17 protein-coding genes are annotated in these 16,934 nt (G+C 62.6%); 8 read left to right on the forward strand and 9 right to left on the reverse strand.

Annotation, left to right across the window (positions count from 1 at the left end):
* Positions 1 to 17 precede the first annotated feature (17 nt).
* Entirely contained in the window at positions 18 to 527 is a 510-nt protein-coding gene (locus NYQ88_RS06815; RefSeq protein ID WP_275654198.1) for a cupin domain-containing protein, read from the forward strand.
* A 309-nt stretch (positions 528 to 836) separates the two neighbouring features.
* On the opposite strand, the gene carA is transcribed toward NYQ88_RS06815, so the two are convergent.
* On the reverse strand, positions 837 to 2,048 hold the full coding sequence (gene carA, locus NYQ88_RS06820; protein WP_275654199.1) for a glutamine-hydrolyzing carbamoyl-phosphate synthase small subunit: 1,212 nt from the start codon (positions 2,046 to 2,048) through the stop codon (positions 837 to 839).
* Between the two features lie 188 nt (positions 2,049 to 2,236).
* Here carA and NYQ88_RS06825 point away from each other — a divergent pair, with 188 nt between their 5' ends.
* A complete protein-coding gene (locus tag NYQ88_RS06825; protein WP_275654200.1) occupies positions 2,237 to 2,689 on the forward strand; it encodes a GatB/YqeY domain-containing protein in 453 nt (150 codons plus the stop codon).
* On the opposite strand, the gene NYQ88_RS06830 is transcribed toward NYQ88_RS06825, so the two are convergent.
* Positions 2,690 to 3,838, reverse strand: a complete 1,149-nt coding sequence (locus NYQ88_RS06830; protein ID WP_275654201.1) for a GGDEF domain-containing protein — start codon at positions 3,836 to 3,838, stop codon at positions 2,690 to 2,692.
* 94 nt (positions 3,839 to 3,932) lie between these two features.
* Entirely contained in the window at positions 3,933 to 5,117 is a 1,185-nt protein-coding gene (locus tag NYQ88_RS06835; RefSeq protein WP_275654202.1) for an MFS transporter, read from the reverse strand.
* A 200-nt stretch (positions 5,118 to 5,317) separates the two neighbouring features.
* Here NYQ88_RS06835 and NYQ88_RS06840 point away from each other — a divergent pair, with 200 nt between their 5' ends.
* A complete protein-coding gene (locus NYQ88_RS06840) occupies positions 5,318 to 5,881 on the forward strand; it encodes a DUF308 domain-containing protein (RefSeq protein ID WP_275654203.1) in 564 nt (187 codons plus the stop codon).
* A 3-nt stretch (positions 5,882 to 5,884) separates the two neighbouring features.
* Here the strand turns inward: NYQ88_RS06840 and NYQ88_RS06845 are convergent, their stop codons facing one another.
* Positions 5,885 to 6,280: a hypothetical protein gene (locus NYQ88_RS06845; protein ID WP_275654204.1), complete on the reverse strand. Its 396-nt coding sequence runs from the start codon at positions 6,278 to 6,280 to the stop codon at positions 5,885 to 5,887.
* A gap of 57 nt (positions 6,281 to 6,337) precedes the next feature.
* Here NYQ88_RS06845 and dnaG point away from each other — a divergent pair, with 57 nt between their 5' ends.
* From dnaG to NYQ88_RS06870, 5 genes are all read left to right on the forward strand, one after another.
* On the forward strand, positions 6,338 to 8,269 hold the full coding sequence (dnaG, locus tag NYQ88_RS06850; protein WP_275654205.1) for a DNA primase: 1,932 nt from the start codon (positions 6,338 to 6,340) through the stop codon (positions 8,267 to 8,269).
* 189 nt (positions 8,270 to 8,458) lie between these two features.
* Entirely contained in the window at positions 8,459 to 10,510 is a 2,052-nt protein-coding gene (gene rpoD, locus NYQ88_RS06855) for an RNA polymerase sigma factor RpoD (RefSeq protein ID WP_275654206.1), read from the forward strand.
* Positions 10,511 to 10,520: 10 nt separating this feature from the next.
* Positions 10,521 to 10,811 carry a DUF2442 domain-containing protein gene (locus tag NYQ88_RS06860; protein ID WP_275654207.1) on the forward strand — a complete coding sequence of 97 codons (291 nt, stop codon included), beginning with the start codon at positions 10,521 to 10,523 and terminating at the stop codon, positions 10,809 to 10,811.
* Positions 10,812 to 10,826: 15 nt separating this feature from the next.
* A complete protein-coding gene (locus tag NYQ88_RS06865) occupies positions 10,827 to 11,120 on the forward strand; it encodes an HlyU family transcriptional regulator (RefSeq protein WP_275654208.1) in 294 nt (97 codons plus the stop codon).
* Positions 11,121 to 11,194: 74 nt separating this feature from the next.
* Entirely contained in the window at positions 11,195 to 11,416 is a 222-nt protein-coding gene (locus NYQ88_RS06870; RefSeq protein WP_275654209.1) for a hypothetical protein, read from the forward strand.
* On the opposite strand, the gene NYQ88_RS06875 is transcribed toward NYQ88_RS06870, so the two are convergent.
* The 5 genes from NYQ88_RS06875 to NYQ88_RS06895 form a co-directional block, all read right to left on the reverse strand.
* Positions 11,397 to 12,452: an LLM class flavin-dependent oxidoreductase gene (locus NYQ88_RS06875; RefSeq protein WP_275654210.1), complete on the reverse strand. Its 1,056-nt coding sequence runs from the start codon at positions 12,450 to 12,452 to the stop codon at positions 11,397 to 11,399. The two genes, NYQ88_RS06870 and NYQ88_RS06875, sit on opposite strands and share 20 nt — an antisense overlap.
* A gap of 99 nt (positions 12,453 to 12,551) precedes the next feature.
* Positions 12,552 to 13,229 carry a tellurite resistance TerB family protein gene (locus tag NYQ88_RS06880; RefSeq protein ID WP_275654211.1) on the reverse strand — a complete coding sequence of 226 codons (678 nt, stop codon included), beginning with the start codon at positions 13,227 to 13,229 and terminating at the stop codon, positions 12,552 to 12,554.
* A gap of 127 nt (positions 13,230 to 13,356) precedes the next feature.
* The gene (locus tag NYQ88_RS06885; protein WP_275654212.1) at positions 13,357 to 13,743 is read right to left on the reverse strand and encodes a hypothetical protein; all 387 of its coding nucleotides are present in this window, start codon (positions 13,741 to 13,743) and stop codon (positions 13,357 to 13,359) included.
* Between the two features lie 137 nt (positions 13,744 to 13,880).
* On the reverse strand, positions 13,881 to 14,396 hold the full coding sequence (locus tag NYQ88_RS06890; RefSeq protein ID WP_275654213.1) for a TIGR00645 family protein: 516 nt from the start codon (positions 14,394 to 14,396) through the stop codon (positions 13,881 to 13,883).
* 139 nt (positions 14,397 to 14,535) lie between these two features.
* A complete protein-coding gene (locus NYQ88_RS06895) occupies positions 14,536 to 16,854 on the reverse strand; it encodes an OmpA family protein (RefSeq protein ID WP_275654214.1) in 2,319 nt (772 codons plus the stop codon).
* Positions 16,855 to 16,934: the final 80 nt, after the last annotated feature.

Raw genomic sequence — 16,934 nt, forward strand, 5'->3', positions numbered from 1 at the left:
AGCAGAGGAGGTTCGACATGAAAGGCAATCTCGCCAATTTCCGGCTGGAATATTTCGCCGATGATGGCGTGTTTCCCAATAGCCGATTGCCGGTGGTGATCTACCGGCAGGCCGTTTCGGAACCGGGTGCCGAGGCACTCGAAGCCCTTTTTGACCAGAATGGTTGGCCCAGCCAATGGCGGGCCGGGGTCTATGATTACGATCATTATCACTCGACGGCGCATGAATGCCTCGGCGTGGCGCAGGGAAGCGCAGTCTTGCGTCTGGGCGGGCCCAAGGGGCGCGATGTCGAGGTCAGTGCCGGCGATGTGGTGGTGCTGCCGGCCGGAACGGCGCATCGCTGCGTCTCGCGTGGAGACGGGTTCATGATGGTCGGCGCCTATCCGCCCGGACAGGACTGGGACCTGCTCACCGGCGAAGGCGGCGAGAGGCCCGGCGCGGACCAGAGGATTGCTATCGTCCCGCTGCCCGCGACCGATCCCGTGGGCGGGCAGGGTGGGCCCGTGCTGGACAAATGGGCAATGTGAGCGGGGTGAACCGGCTGGCTTGGTAAACGTTGTTCTCCAGAGATGAGGAGAACAGCAAATGACCAAGGATAAACCCAAGGGACCCGCACAGCCGGACCCTGTCGATCATGCCGAGACCCAGCGCATCCATCGCCTCACAAGGACGAGAAGATCCCGCCCCGGCAGCGCAGCGAAGACATGCCTGGCGCTGACGGACGGCTCTCCGCGCGGGCAGACGAAGACACTTATGACTGAGTTGGACCGCGCAAAAGAAAACGGCCACCCTTTCGGTTGAAAGGGTGGCCGTTTGTCATTGGTCTGCCGGTGTGATCAGGCGGCAGCGCCCGGAGCGACGTATTCCGGCTTTTCCTCAAGACCCTTCTGCTTGCGCACGTGGTTGAGGAAGCGCGTGAACAGATAGTGGCTGTCCTGCGGGCCTGGATTGGCTTCGGGGTGGTACTGGACCGAGAAGATCGGCTTGTCATCGACTGCGAGGCCGGCGTTGGTGCCGTCAAACAGGGAGATGTGGGTCTGGGTGACGCCAGCCGGGAGCGATGCTGCATCCACGGCAAAGCCGTGGTTCATCGAGGTGATTTCCACCTTGCCGGTGGTCAGGTCCTTGACCGGATGATTGGCGCCGTGATGGCCCTGATGCATCTTCGAGGTTTCGGCGCCGAGAGCGCGGCCGAGCAGCTGGTGGCCAAGGCAGATGCCGAAGATCGGCTTGCCGGTTTCCATCAGCTTCTGGATGGTCGGGACGGCATATTTACCGGTGGCAGCGGGATCGCCGGGGCCATTGGACAGGAAGATGCCATCGGGATTGTGCGCGAGAATGTCGGCAGCGGTCGCCGTTGCGGGCACGACTGTGACCTTGGCGCCCTGATCGGCGAGGCAACGCAGGATATTGCGCTTGGCGCCGAAGTCGACGGCGACGACGTGGAACTCAGGGTTTTCGAGGCGGCCGTAGCCCTCGTTCCATGCCCAGCTCGTCTGGTCCCAGGAATAGGTCTGGGCCGTGGTGACTTCCTTGGCGAGATCGAGACCTTCAAGTCCCGGGAAAGCATTGAGTTCGGCCTTGATGGAGGCTTCGTCGAACATGCCGGTCGGCTCATGCGAGATCACGCCATTGGGCATGCCGTTTTCGCGGATGAGGGCGGTCAGCGCACGGGTGTCGATGCCGGTGATGCCGACAATGTTGCGCTTCTTGAGCCAGGCGTCGAGCTTTTCAGCGGCGCGATAGTTGGACGGGTTGGTGATGTCGGCCTTGAGGACGACGCCGCGGACGCCGGACAGAGCGGCCATGTTGACCGTCTCGATGTCTTCGTCATTGGTGCCCACATTGCCAATGTGCGGGAAAGTGAAGGTGATGATCTGGCCGGCATAGGACGGGTCGGACAGAACTTCCTGATAGCCCGTCATGGCGGTGTTGAAGCAGACTTCACCGGCGGCATGGCCGACGGCGCCAATGCCGCGACCCTCGAGGCGCGTCCCATCAGCCAGAATTAGCACTGCGGTCGCGGGGGATTGCTGCCAGCCGGTCACGGTCGGTCTCCACTGTTGGTTTCATAAGCTCGCGCGACAAACCGGGTATGCCGAGGCGTCCCGATCCTTGAGCGAAGATGTAGGTTAAGGCCCCCTATTAAGAGCCCGCGCCCGATAGCGCAAGTAGCGCGCCCGGCGTTTCATGCCTATATGGGGGCCTAAAATTGCATAGCAAGGAGCGATTTCTCATGCGCGAAACGATCAGCGAAGGCCTCAAACTGGCACTGAAGGCTCGCGATCAGCGCCGTACCGGCACGCTGCGCGCCATCAATGCGGCGATCAAGGACCGCGATATCGCCAACCGTGGCGATGGCAAGGGACCGGCTACGCAGGACGAGGTGCTCGCCATAATTCAGAAGATGGTGAAGCAGCGCGAAGAGAGCTTTGCCATCTACGCGCAGGCCGGCCGCGCCGATCTCGCCACGGTCGAAAAGGAAGAGATCGATATTCTCAATGAATTCCTGCCCAAGCGCCTTACCGACGAGGAAGTGACTGCCGCCATCACGGCTGCCATCGCCACTGTCGGCGCGGCAGGTCCGCAGGACATGGGCAAGGTCATCGGCCAGCTCAAGGTGGATTATCCGGGCCGGATTGACTTCGGCAAGGTCAGCGGCCAGGTGCGCGCCGCACTGACGGCCTGATCAGGCGACGAGGCGGAGCGCGGCCAGCTGGACCTGGTTGCGCCCGTCTCTCTTGGCCTTGTAAAGGGCGGCATCGGCACGGCTGAGCAGCGAGGTAAAGGTCTCGCCGTCTCCTCCGGACGCCACGCCGACGCTGACTGTGGCAACGCCATTTTCATGCCCGGTGGGAATGGCCTTCGCGGCAAAGGCCGCGCGGATGCGCTCGGAAATGGCGTATGCCGCCTCCCGGTCGAGACCGGGGAAAACCACACAGAATTCTTCGCCGCCAAGACGCGCCGCAAAATCGGCGCCGCGCGTTTCTGCGCGCAGGACACGGGCGAAGCTTTGCAGGACGATGTCGCCGGCGGCATGGCCACGGCGGTCATTGATCTGCTTGAAATGGTCGAGGTCGAACATGGCGACCATGAGATCCGGCACGATCGAGTCTTCGGGGAACTGGGCGAACAGGGCGCGGCGGTTCAGAACGCCGGTCAGAGAATCGGTATTGGCCTCGTGCCGATGGCGGCCGGCCGCCCGGGCATGGTGCAGGGTCAGGGTGATGGCGCCGATGCCGGTCAGCCCGACCAGCGACATGATGAGATTGAAATGTTCGGCCCAATTGTCAGGCGGTGCGTCGAGGACGGCGCGGCCGTCGATGACCAGTACGGCTGCAGCTGCCACGAATGAGCTGGCGACGGCGGTATAGAGCACCGCATTGGCGACAAGGGCAATGGGCGCCTCCTGTCGGCCACGCCAGTTTTCCCAGGCGCAGAGCATCATGTAGATCGCGCCGATGCAGTTCAGCACGATGGTGCCGATGCCCGAATAGCCCGCAACGAAGGGAATGGCGAGCGTTACCACCGCGGCCGCCCAGGTGAAGGCAGGCACTCGGTAAGAGCCATCGGGAATGCGGAACTGCCGAGACCCCGCATAGATAAGGCTGATGCCCGAGATCAACAGGAAGAAGGGCACGAACTGGATGGTGAAATCATAGGCGCCGTTGCGCAGGCTCATGATCGTTATGCTGATGACGATCAGGCCGATGCCGGCTGCGCCGAGGCCGAGATATTTTTCGTCCCGAGAATTCTGCCAGCCAATCAGAAGTGCAGCCATGAGCGCGGCGCTCGACGATGCAATGGCGATCAGCAACGATGCATTGTCGATGGCCATCCGCACTTCTCCCCTTTAGCGCTGGCTGGGGTGGTAACTTTGAAAGCCCAACTTTCCGTTACCAAATTGGCGCAATTGCAAGCAGCTCGGCGCGTTACTCTGCGGGGGAGACAGCTGGCGGTCGCGCAGGACTGCGTTTTTCGGCCAAGTGCGACGAAATGGCCAAGGCAACGCAGAGGGTTGAGGTGACGACGCCGATCAACGGCAGGTTGGCGTAGCCGAAGTTTGCCTCGAGCAGCACGGCCCCCAGAATCGCGCCGATAGCGATGCCGACATTGTAGGCGGTGGGGATGAGGGCTGAGGCCAGGTTCGGCGCGTCACTGGCCCAGGTGAGAATGCGCGCCTGAAGAGGGGAGCCGAACGCGAAATTGGTACCGCCCCAGAAGGCCGCGAGCAGCGCCATGGCAAAAGGGTAGGGGCTGACGAGATGGACGATGATGAAGAGAACGACCTGCGCTGCAAGGATCACCGTCAAAGAGCGCATCATGTTCCAGTCGGCGAGGCGCCCGCCAACGAAGACGCCAATGGTGGAGCCGACGCCGTATAGCAGCAGGATCCACGGCACGGTCCCGCTATCCATGCCCGTCACCTCGATGAGGAGAGGGGCGATATAGGTGAAGAGACCATACTGCCCGATCATGCACAGGGCGGCGATCATCAGCGAGGTCCACACCTGCTGGCGGCCCAGTGCCTTGAACTCATGGAGGAAACTGCCCGAGCCGGTCTTGTCGCCAGCATGGGCGGGAAGGAACAGCGCAATAGCGAGGGTGGCGACGAGGCCAACCGCGCCCACAGCCCAGAAGGTCGCGCGCCAGCCGAAATAGCCGCCGACCGCCGCGCCACCGGGCACGCCCAGAATATTGGAGACGGTGAGGCCGGCGAGAACCAGCGCGACCGCAAAGCCCTTCCGGTGGGGTGGGGAAATGCTGACAGCAACAATCGCCGCGATGCCGAAATAGGTGCCGTGGACGAAGGAGACCAAGAGGCGCGCCAGCATCAACAGTTCGAAGTTGGGGGCGAGGGCGCTGAACGCCTGGCCAGCCACGAAGACGGCGCCAAGCAGGATGATCAGAGTCTTGCGCCGCATTTTCTTGGTGGCGAGCGCGAGGAGCGGGCCGCCGACGGCAATTCCGATGGCATAGCCGGAGATGAGATAGCCGGCCACGGGGACGGTGACCCCAAGGCCTGCCGCGACTTCCGGCAAAACGCCGGCAATGACGAATTCCGCAGTGCCAAAGGCAAAGGCGGCAAGGAAAAGGGCGACAAGCGGCAGCGACATGAAGACAATACCGCCCCGTCGAGCGGCCTCAGAAGGGAGACGGCTTCATTTCACGGGCGGCGCCGGGGATCAATGCACAAATGGCAACTGGGGCATTGAGAAAATCTAAAACCGGGGCGATGCTGGGCGTCGGTCTGCCGCTTCGATAGGGTGGCGGCGCGCGAGGGGACGCTCCTGTCCCGCATTTGAGGGCAAAGGTTTTGAGCATTTCATCCAAGACGAAAAGACGCTTTGCGCTGGCAACGGCCCTGCGGGGCTTGTTCATGCTGCTGGCTGGTCTCTACGCTGTCATCTTTCCGATCGATGCGCTGGCGGTGCTGGTGCTGTTCGGTGGCGTGCTGCTGCTGATCGACGGCGCGCTGGGGCTGTGGAGCCTCACCTTCGGTGGCGGCAAGAGCGGCAATTACTGGTTCGACGTGATCGCCAATGCGGCGTCGCTGATCCTGGGTATTGTGATCCTGATCAGTCCGTTCCTCGCGACGATCTTTACCGTCACCTTCATATCCATGCTGGTCGGTTTCGCCGCCGTCTTTGTGGGCGCGATGCAGATTATCGTCGTGGTGCGCGAGCGCGAGAGCTATGCACGGATCTGGCCGGTGGTCCTGTCCGGCGTTTCCTATGTGCTGCTTGGCCTCGTTTTCCTGCTGTTCCCCGTGATCTCGGCTTCGGTCAGCATCATCCTGGGCGGCTTCGTGCTGATCGTTCTGGCCATCGGCCTCTTCGGCTGGGCCTGGCGGCTTTACCAGCGCAGCAAGGAAGCTTGAGGCCTAGCGATAGGTGACGGCGACGCCGGCAACGGTGTCGTCGTTGCGAAAAATGTGGGCATCGGCCGGCAGGCTGAGCTCGAGAGCCTTGTCGGCTGTCCAGCGCGGGGCGAAATCACCCGTCGCGGCCACGGAGAGGAAGCTGGCGGCGTCGTCCGGGACGGTGTCGCCTGGTGGCACCAGCACCGCCTGGGTATTGGCCGGGGTGTCATCGCCGCAACTGCGCGAGAAGGTGACGAGGTCAAAGGCTCCATCCGGCGCTGTCAGCCGGGATTTTTCCGTGATTGAGCAGGCCGGGAACACGTCGGCCACAAACCACAGGACCGTGCCGATCATCAGGGCGGGAAGCGTGGTCAGGGCGATCAGGACGGGCAGTGGCAGTTTTTTGTACTTGGTCATGCTGTGGATAAGTTCCTTGCCCGTGACTCGGCGCTTCGGAGTGCTTACTTAACACGCATGCGCTTCTCCGATCAGTTCCTGGATGAAATTCGCCAGCGCCTGCCGATAACGCAGGTCGTGGGCGAACACGTGCTTTGGGACAAGCGCAAAAGCCAGCCCGGTAAGGGCGACATGTGGGCCTGCTGCCCGTTCCACAACGAGAAGAGCCCGAGCTTTCACGCCGACGATCGGCGCGGGATTTACCATTGCTTTGGCTGTGGGGCCTCGGGGGATCAGTTCCGGTTCCTGACCGAGAAGGTCGGCCTCAGCTTTCCGGAGGCCGTCGAAAAACTGGCCGGAATGGCCGGCGTACCGATGCCGGCGCGCGACGAGCGGATCGAAAAGCGCGATGCCGCGCAAAAAAGCCTGCTCGACGTCATGGAGCTGGCGACGAAATATTTCGAGGCGGCGCTGGCCCACAATATCGGGGCGCGGGCGCGCGGATATCTGTTTGAGCGCGGTGTGTCGGCGATCAGCCAGACGCGGTTCCGCATCGGCTTTGCGCCGGACAGCCGCAATGGGCTGAAAGAGCATCTGGCGGCCAATGGCGTGTCGGCGCAGGCGATGATCGAGACCGGTCTTGTCACCAGCCGCGACGACGATCCGCTGACCTATGACCGGTTCCGCAACCGGGTGATGTTCCCGATCATGGACTTCAAGGGCCGGGTGATCGCCTTTGGTGGTCGGGCGATGAGCCCGGACGTGCCGGCGAAATATCTCAACTCGCCGGAAACACCGCTCTTTTCCAAGCGCCAGACGCTTTATAATGGGCATTCGGCCAAGACGGCGGCGCGCAATGCGGCCAGTGTCGTGGTGGTGGAAGGCTATCTCGACGTGATCGCTGCTGTGTCGGCGGGCTTCGAAGGTACCGTAGCGCCGCTCGGAACGGCGCTGACCGAGGAGCATCTGCAGCTCTTGTGGCGGATGGCCGATGTGCCGGTGCTGTGCTTTGACGGCGACAAGGCCGGGTTGAAGGCCGCCGAGCGCGCCATCGACATCGTCCTGCCCCATCTCAAGCCGGGCCGGAGCGTCAAGATCGCGACCCTGCCGGAAGGGCAGGACCCAGACGATCTGATCAAGGCGCAGGGACGTCAAGCCTTTGCCGATGTGATCGACACGGCTCGCAGCCTTTCGGACATGGTATGGAGCCTCGAGACTGGTGGGCTTGTGCCCGAAGCGCCGGAAGAGCGGGCGGCGCTGCAGGCGCGGCTGCGCGAGCGGGCCAATGTTATCGGCGACCAGAATGTGCGCTTCCACTACCAGCAGGCGTTTGACGAAAAGTTGAAGGCCTTTTTCGCCCCGCTGCGGCAAGGGCGCGACAAGGGCATGGGTCGTCCCGCCTATGGGCAGAGCGGGGCCTATGGATTCCCGTCGCGTGGAACGCCGCGGCTGGTTGTTTCCGACACGCTGCGCAATTCGCGGCTGATGCGCCCGAGCGCGGTGGCCAATGTGACGCCGCGCGAGGCGACCATCATCCTGACGCTGGTTAATCACCCGGCAGCGGTAGAGCACAGCTTCGAGGCGCTGGCGGCGCTCGACTGTGAAACCGCGCTGGCGCAGAAGGTTTTGAGCGACATCCTCGCCCTGGTGGTGCGCCACCACGATATTTCCGCCGAAGATTTGAAGTCGGCCCTTGGGGCGCGTGGCCATGGGGCGGCGCTCGAGCGGATGCGCGACACCCTGCTGCGTCAGGGGGTGTGGCAGGCCGGTCCGGAGACCGCCTTGTCGGACGCCGAGATCGGATTAAGTCATGCGCTGGCCTTGCATAACAAGAAAGTTCAGCTAAATAGGGAGCTGAAGGCAGCCGAAGCCGCGCTGGGCGAAGACCCGAGCGAAGAAACCTTTGAACGGCTGCGAGACATCAAGAACCAGATTACCACTGTCGATGGCACAGAGGCATTGATCGAAGGATTTGGTTCGCTATCGGGACGCGCGACTCGCAGTTTTTAGGATCGACCTAAAAGCCTGTGACGACGCGCGCTTTTTGCGTATGCTTTTGCAGACCGACGCAGTCCCAATGCGAGCCATGGATAGCTGAGCTTGTTAACGGCTTGGTGACCAAACCTTTACCTTGTCTTGAGCTGTCCCCACCTATGACAAGTCCGGCGCCCGAAGACCGCGGGTCCCGAGGAGTAGCAGATGGCCACCAAGGCAGCGAACAAAGTCAGCAAGGACACCGAGAAGCCCGAATCCGGGGCTCCCGAGACGTCCAATGACAGCCCCCTGATCGATCAGAACGATGCGGCGGTCAAGAAGCTGATCAAGGTCGCCAAGAAGCGCGGCTATGTCACCTATGAAGAGCTGAATGCCGTTCTTCCCTCGGACGAAGTGAGTTCCGAGCAGATCGAAGACTTCATGTCCATGTTCTCGGAAATGGGCATCAACGTCGTCGACGAGGACGAGGTCGAAGAGACCGAAGTCGAGAAGGACGAGGAAGAAACCGGCACTGAAGTCGCGCCCTCGACCGGCACGGCTGTTGCCAACACGTCCAATGCCAAGTCCGGCTCCGACCGTACCGATGACCCGGTGCGCATGTATCTGCGCGAGATGGGTTCGGTCGAGCTGCTGAGCCGCGAAGGCGAAATCGCCATCGCCAAGCGCATCGAGGCTGGTCGCGAGACCATGATCGAGGGCCTTTGCGAGAGCCCGCTGACCTTCCAGGCCATCATTATCTGGCGTGATCAGTTGGCGCAGGGCGAAATCCTGCTGCGCGACATTATCGATCTCGAAGCCACCTATGCCGGCCCCGACGCCAAGCAGGCTGCGCCGACCGTCGAAATGCCGGTCAAGGCCGAGCCGGAGACGTCCAAGGACAAGCCCAAGGCTGCCGCCAAGCGGGCCTCGTCGGGCGAAGATGACGATTACGTCCCGGAAGAGCCAGAGCCCCCGCAGGACCCGGTCGACGACGACGATGATGAGTTCGATAACGCCCTGTCGCTGTCGGCGATGGAAGCCGAGCTCAAGCCGCAGGTCGTGGAAACCTTCAACCGCATCGCTGAGGCCTATGGCCAGATGCGCGAGATGCAGGACCGTCACGCCGAGGACCGTTCGGCCACGGTTTCCGACGCGGAAACCGAGCGCCTGAGCGCGCTGCGCGGCGAAGTCATCACCGATGTGAAGTCGCTCTCGCTCAATGCCAGCCGTATCGAAAGCCTGGTCGAGCAGCTCTACGACATCAACAAGCGTCTGGTGAAGCTCGAAGGTCGTCTGCTGCGTCTGGCCGAGAGCTATGGCGTCAAGCGCGAAGCCTTCCTGCAGAACTATTACGGGCGCGAGCTCGACCCGACCTGGGAACAGGGCCTCGAAAACCTGCCCGGCAAGGGCTGGGGCGAGTTTGCCCGCCGCGAAGCCGACACGGTCCACGACATCCGTCAGGATATCGCGACGCTTGCCACCGAGACCGGCCTCGATATCGCCGAATACCGCCGTATCGTGCACAAGGTGCAGAAGGGTGAGCGCGAAGCTGCGATTGCCAAGAAGGAAATGGTCGAGGCGAACCTGCGTCTCGTGATCTCCATCGCCAAGAAGTACACCAACCGCGGCCTGCAGTTCCTCGATCTCATTCAGGAAGGCAATATCGGCCTGATGAAGGCGGTCGATAAGTTCGAATACCGCCGCGGCTACAAGTTCTCGACCTATGCGACCTGGTGGATCCGTCAGGCGATCACCCGCTCGATCGCCGATCAGGCGCGCACCATCCGTATTCCGGTGCACATGATCGAGACGATCAACAAGATCGTCCGCACCAGCCGCCAGATGCTGCACGAAATCGGCCGCGAGCCGACGCCGGAAGAGCTTTCCGAAAAGCTGCAGATGCCGCTCGACAAGGTTCGCAAGGTCCTCAAGATCGCCAAGGAGCCGATTTCGCTCGAGACGCCGATCGGTGACGAGGAAGATTCGAACCTGGGCGATTTCATCCAGGACTCGAACGCGATCCAGCCGATCGATGCCGCGATCCAGTCGAACCTGCGTGAAACCACCACGCGCGTTCTGGCCTCGCTGACGCCGCGCGAAGAGCGCGTGCTGCGCATGCGCTTTGGTATCGGCATGAATACCGACCATACGCTCGAAGAAGTGGGCCAGCAGTTCTCGGTGACGCGCGAGCGTATCCGTCAGATCGAAGCCAAGGCCCTGCGCAAGCTCAAGCATCCGAGCCGGAGCCGCAAGCTGCGGAGCTTCCTCGACAACTAGGAGCAGCTCCATGGCGGCTCCGCGCCTCAAAATCACCTCCATCCGGGCCGCTACCCCCTTCAAACTGGTGGTAATGTTCTCGGATGGAACCCTGGGCACCTTCAACGCGGCGCCGATGCTCTCCGAACGCGGAGAGGGCACCGAACCCCTCCGGGACCGGGCCTATTTCGCCAAGGTGAGCCTCGCCAACGGGGTGCCGACCTGGCCCAACTATTTTGACATCTCACCGCTTTGGTTGCAGGAAGAGATGGACAAGCGCGGTGAGCTGGTGCGACCCCGGCCGGTGCGCAGACCGCAATAAGAAGGAGGGCCGCTTATGTCGTTTTTCAAGAAGCTTTTCGGCGGCGGGGGAGCTGCCAGCGCCGAGCCGGCCGGTGACAAGGTCATGGGCGAGGAAAGCTACAAAGGCCATCTGATCAAGGCCATCGAAATGAAGGCGGGCAGCGAACTGCAGCTGGCCGGCACGATCGAGAAGGAAATTGGCGGCGAGCTCAAGAGCTACCGGTTCATCCGCGCCGACCGCATGAATTCTCGCGAAGATCTGGTTGCGCTCGCTCTGAGCAAGGGTCGCCAGATCGTCGACGAGCAGGGCGACCACATCTACCGCTGATCCCCAGAACTATATCTACCGAAGACCGCGGGCCCCCCGGGCTCGCGGTTATGTTTTGTCCAAAGGAGTTTACCATGGCCAGAAAGCCAACCGCCCGCACCGAATTCGTCATGTTCGACATTGTCTACGAAGACGGTTCGCAGCGCTCCAATCGCAAGGTTGACGCTAATCTGCTCGGTGGCCTCGACGGGGATGAGCCCGCCAAGGCTGCAATTGAAGAGCAGGACCGCGCCATTTCCGAGAAGTCCGGTGTGCCCCCGCTGGCAATCCGCTCGATCACGCGCTCGGCGAAGTAGTCCCGAGCGCCTTGTCGATCGCCGGCTTGACCACGGTGCCGTAGAGCTCGATTGCCCTCATGACCTTGTCATGGGGCAAGGTGCCGACACTGAGCTGCAGGCCGAAGCGATCGTGCCTGAACCACTCATGCTGCATCAGGATCTTGTCGATCACTTCCTGCGGCGAGCCCATGTAGTAAGCGCCTTCGGCCGTTGTGCCGGCGTCGAACTGGGCTCGGGTGGTGGGCGGCCAACCGCGTTCGGCGCCAATGCGGCTCATCGCAGCGCTGTGGGCCGGGAAAGCGATATCGCGGGCCGACTGGCTGTCCTCGGCGATGAAGCCGTGACCGGAAACTCCCAGTTTCAACGCTGAGGCGGCATGGCCGACCTTGGCGCCGGTCTGGCGATAGAGATCGACCAGCGGTACGAACTGGCGCGGCCGTCCGCCAATGATGGCAATCATCAAGGGCAGGCCGTGATAGGCCGCGCGGGCGACGGAATTGGGCGTGCCCCCGACCGCGATCCAGAGCGGCAGCGGATCCTGCACCGGTTTCGGGTAGATTTCGATGCCCGGGATTGGCTGGGTGTGCTGGCTGCCAGGCCAAGCGATCTTGCCACCCTTGCGGATGGCGAGCAGCATTTCGAGCTTTTCCTCGAACAGATCATCGTAATCGTCGAGCTTGTAGCCGAAGAGCGGGAAGCTCTCGATGAACGAGCCGCGGCCCGCCATGATTTCAGCGCGACCATTACTGATCAGATCAAGTGTCGAGAACTGCTGATAGACGCGAACCGGGTCTTCCGAGCTGAGCACGGTGACGGCGGTCGAGAGGCGAATGGATTTGGTGCGCGCCGCCGCCGCCGCAAGAATGGTGGTGGGGGCAGAGGCGACGTAGTCGGGGCGGTGATGTTCGCCCAGACCGTAGAAGGCGAGGCCGAGCTGGTCAGCCAGCTCGATTTCCTCGATGAGGTCCCGAACGCGCTCCGCAGGCGACTGCAGGTGGTTGCCGTTCAGCGGATCGGGGGTGTTTTCCGCAAATGAGTAAAGTCCGAGTTCCATGGTGATCTCCTTGCCCGCAGACATGGAGGCCGCGGGCAGGGATCGCAAGAACGCACATGGGTGTTACCGCGCGCCGCCTGAACGCGCGGTGAACACTCCTCAGAACTTGCCGGAGGGCGTGTAGGCGAAGGGCGAGGCCTGCACAGGGGCAGCCTGTGGCGCGGCTTCGCCGGCAGCCTTGTGGATCTCGGCGACGAGGGCGGGCGCGAGTTTGAGCTTATTGGCGAGGACTTCGAGATAGGCCTGCTCGGCGGCAGTATCGGCAGAAATGGCCACAAGGGAAGCGGCATAGATCTCGGCGGCGTGCTCGGGCGTATCGGCGCGGGCGACAACGGCGTTGATGTCGAGAGGGCTTGAAAGCTCGTCGAAGACCCAGGCCTTCTCTTCGGCCGAAAGCGTCATGGCTTTCAGTTTTTCGAAGATGGCTTCCTTTTCCTCGGCGTCGATGCGGCCATCGGCCTTGGCTGCGGCGATCATGGCCCGCACCAGGGTCTTGCCGAGTTCCTCCTGGCCGTGGGTGTCAGTCTGGGCCGGGATAAACGCATCCTCGGCCGGCATTGGGGCGGTGGGCTGCTGACCCTGATAGTTCTGCCAGGCCTTGTAGGCGAGGCCTCCCAAGGCTGCGACGGCGCCCAACTTGGCGGTGCCTTCGATGAGCTTTCCGGCCTTGCCCGACAACAGCATGCCGGCTGCCAGCCCTGCGGCGCCGGTCATTGCCGTGCGCTGGGCGTTCTTGTCGGTTTGCAGGGTCTTGAGGATCTGGTCGATATTGAACATGCGGGTTCCCTTGATGCTGCCAAAATGGGGACGGCGGCGGCCCGATGCAAGCGCGTGCGCAAACAAAAGGCCCCAGCGAAGGCTGGGGCCCAATGGTCTCGGGGGAGGGCCGAGACGGAGGCGGTTATTAGTTGGCCGGAACCGGAGTGGCTTCCGGAGCAGCCGGGGGAGCAACTTCAGTTGCCGGTGCCGGTGCGTCGGTTACCGGGGCCGCATCAGTGGCCGGAGCGGGAGCTTCGGTCATGGGAGCCACATCAGTTGCCGGAGCCGGTGCTTCGGTCATCGGGGCCGGAGCCACGACCGGATCGGTCACCGGTGCTTCAATTGCAGGTGCGCCGTTCACGTCAACGGAAGTCGTCGGGCCGGAATTAGCCGAAAACACCAGATAGCCGATGGCCAGAAGGGCCAGGGCAACGATGATGCCGACAAACCAGCCGGTGCCATTGCTTTCGCGCGTATAGACGGTGCGGTTGCCGTCCTGGGTATAAACAGTATCGCGTTCGGGGGTAGCCATATGTTCGCTCCTTTGTTGCAACGCTGGCTAAAGAACGCGACCTTTGCGTGAGAGTTCCCTTCGGCGTGATCACATCGCTCAAAACAATTATGGCCGGAAAAAGGCTCCTGTGCCTCAAGCAGATAGCTATGGCTTATCTAGAGTTCAGGGCCCTTTGACTTGCCGCCCTTTTTTGAAATGCCATCGATGATTGCAAGAAAGAGGGCCGAGAGGATGAACGTAACGTGCAGCACAGTGTACCAGAAGATGTCCTGATCACCGTATGTGGGCACGTTGAGGAAGATCTGCAGCAGGTGTATGGACGAGATGGCCACGATGGTGGACGCGACCTTGATCTTGAGCGACCCGGCGTCAATCTGGCCCAGCCAATGCACTTCTTCCTCATTGTCAAAGCGCGAGACGAAATTCTCGTAGCCGGAGATGATCACCATGACCACGAGGCTGGCGATAAGCGCGGCGTCGATCAGGCCGAGAACCTTGAGGATGGTCGCGGTCTCGTCGAGCGTGAACAGCTTGGTGCCGAAATCCCAGAGCTTTACGAAGAAGGTCACCGCGTAAAACGCGAGAGCGATGCCGAGGCCGATGTAGAAGGCGACGAGCAGCCAGCGAGACGCCAGGATGATATTTTCGACGAAAAGTTCGAGTTTCTTCATTGGAGGCTCCTGCTCGTTTGACCGGCCTCGATAACAGGCAGCAATAGCGGAGCAAGCGTGCGGGGTGACGCACCCCGGCTTAGCGCACAGAAAAAGGGAGCCGGTTCCCCGACTCCCTTCAAACGCATCGACAGCAGGGTTAATTGCTGGCGAGGGTAATCAGCGGCGTGATGCGGCGGATGGTGACGCGGCGGTTTTCACGCTCGGCAGCCTCGGTGCGGATCTTGAGATAGCGTTCGCCATAGCCCTGGGTGGCCAGGTTTTCGGGCGGGACGCCGTAGAAGTCGGTCAGGATGCGGGCCACTGTGGCAGCGCGCAGGTCCGAAAGACCGAGGTTCGAGACGTCCGAGCCAACCGCATCGGTGTGACCTTCAATGAGGAAGGTTTCAGCCGGGTTCTGCTGGAGCAGGCCCAACATGGCATTGGCGACCCCGGAGAGGGCGGTCACCTGATCGCGACCGATGGTTGCGGCGCCGGTATCGAACGTCAGGTTGCCAACCTCGAGTCGACGCACGCTGTCACGAACACGGGCAGAGCGCTTCACCTCGTCGATGGAGTAGATGCGGGCGACCTGCTCGACAGGCGGCTGGCGGAAGAAGACTTCCAACTCTTCTTCATCGGCAAATTCGGCGTCGAGGACATAGTCGCGTACCGGAATATTAAGGCGGAGCGGCGGGAGCTCAGCACCCGGATCGCGCCATTCCAGCAGGGCGGTGTCATAGCGCTCGTCGAAATACGCCATGACGATCTCTTCGCCATCCGGCGTAATGCGCGAACGACGAAGGATGTCGCCATTGGCGTTGCGCACGGTCACCACCTGGCTACCGTCCGGACGGGTAATGGTTTCGCGGACCCGGCCATTGCGGAGGTTCTCGTAGAAGACCTCATCCTGCTGGGCATTGTAGAAGCGATCCGTGTCCTGGCCGATGGAATTGACCACCAGTTGCGTGCCGACCTGCAGGATCACCTGGGTGATAGCTTCACCCGGTGCAAGCGGCTGAACATTGTTCTGCTGAACATTGTTCTGCTGAACATTGTTTTGCTGCACGTTGTTCTGCTCGCCGATGTTGGTGGTCGAATTGTCGATATTGGTCGTGTTGTTGGTGACGTTGTTGACCACGTTGGTCTGGTTGACGATCGTCACATTGGGCGGCAGGGCCGTGGGCGCGGCCGGTGCGGCTGCAGTCACGTCGAACGCCTGACCTTCCTCGGCGAGAACCGAGATGACCTGGGCATCGGCAGGTATTTCGATACGTGCCTGGGCGTCAACGTCGCTGGACGGCGGTGGCGGTGGCGGAGTTTCGGGCTGTGCCGGAGCAACAGGCGCCGCTTCGGGGGCAGGAGCGGCAGGCGCACCCTCGACGACGGTCGGCGGCTGCGGAGCCTCGTCCTTGGCGCTGTCGAGAACCGGGGCGATCTGTTCTTCGGTGATACCGGCAGGCAGATCGGGGATGATCTCGGCCGGAGCGCCTTCAGATGTGACGGGCTGCTCTGGCTGAACGGGCTGTTCGGCCGGAACGGGGGCAACCGGCTGTTCGGCCTCTGCCGGCCGCTGGGTTTCAGGAGCGGGCGCGGGCGCGACTGGCTGCGCGGCGTCGGGGGCCGGAGCGGGCGCCGCCGGCAGGGCCGGGATTTCGGGCAGCTGCAGGCCGAAATTGGCAAGGCAAGCGGCTTCGTCGCCAAGGCCGGCTTCGGCGCAGAGGCGTGCGATTTCAGCGCGGGCCGAGTCAATGCGGGCCTGGGCGCCGGCGGTGTCGTTGCCAGCCATCAGGTCCGCGACACCGGTGTTATAGGCGTCGACCTGAGCCGTCAGCAGAGCGCCATAGTCGGCGGCAGGAGCCTCGGGGGCTGCAGGCTGTTCGGGGGCAGGCGCAACTTCAGGGGCCGGGGCGGGCTCGGCCGGGGCCGCTTCGACCGCCGGAGGAGCCTCGGGAGCAGGAGCGGGGACCGGGGCAACCTCAACCGGAGCCGGCGCTTCGGCTGCGGGTTCTTCAACAGGGGCCTCGGGCTGGGGCGCTGCGGGCTCTTCGACCGGCACTTCCGGTGTGGGCTCTGCAGGCTGTTCAACCGGAGCTTCCGGCTGCGGTGCGGGCGGCTGTTCGGCAGGCGGCGCTTCGGCAGGTGGCTGCTCGGCCGGCGCTTCAGGCTGGGGCTCCTCAACCGGAGCCTCGGGCTGGGGTTCTGCGGCCGGGGGCGCTTCTTCAACTGCGGGTGCAGGGGCCCCGCCACCGTTGATGGCGGCAATGCATTCATCGAGGCTGGCGTAGCCGGCGACGATGCAAAGCTCTGTCAGCGTGCCTTGTGCCGCCTCGAGGGCTGCGGCATCGCCGCTGGCCTGAGCTGCTGCATAGGCTTCGTAGGCAGCCCGCAAATCGCCATCCTGCGCAGTGGCGGACAGTGGTGCGAGCGCAAGGAGACCGATGCTTGTGCCGGTCAGGAGCCAGTTTTTGAGGCGCATTGTTACTTCCTTCGTCGTCTCGGAGACACGGTGGCACGAGCATCGCGACCCGCGTCTGAACCCAATCTGAATGGGGAAAG

Origin of the sequence: Devosia sp. SD17-2 (assembly GCF_029201565.1) — a bacterium.
GTDB lineage: Bacteria > Pseudomonadota > Alphaproteobacteria > Rhizobiales > Devosiaceae > Devosia.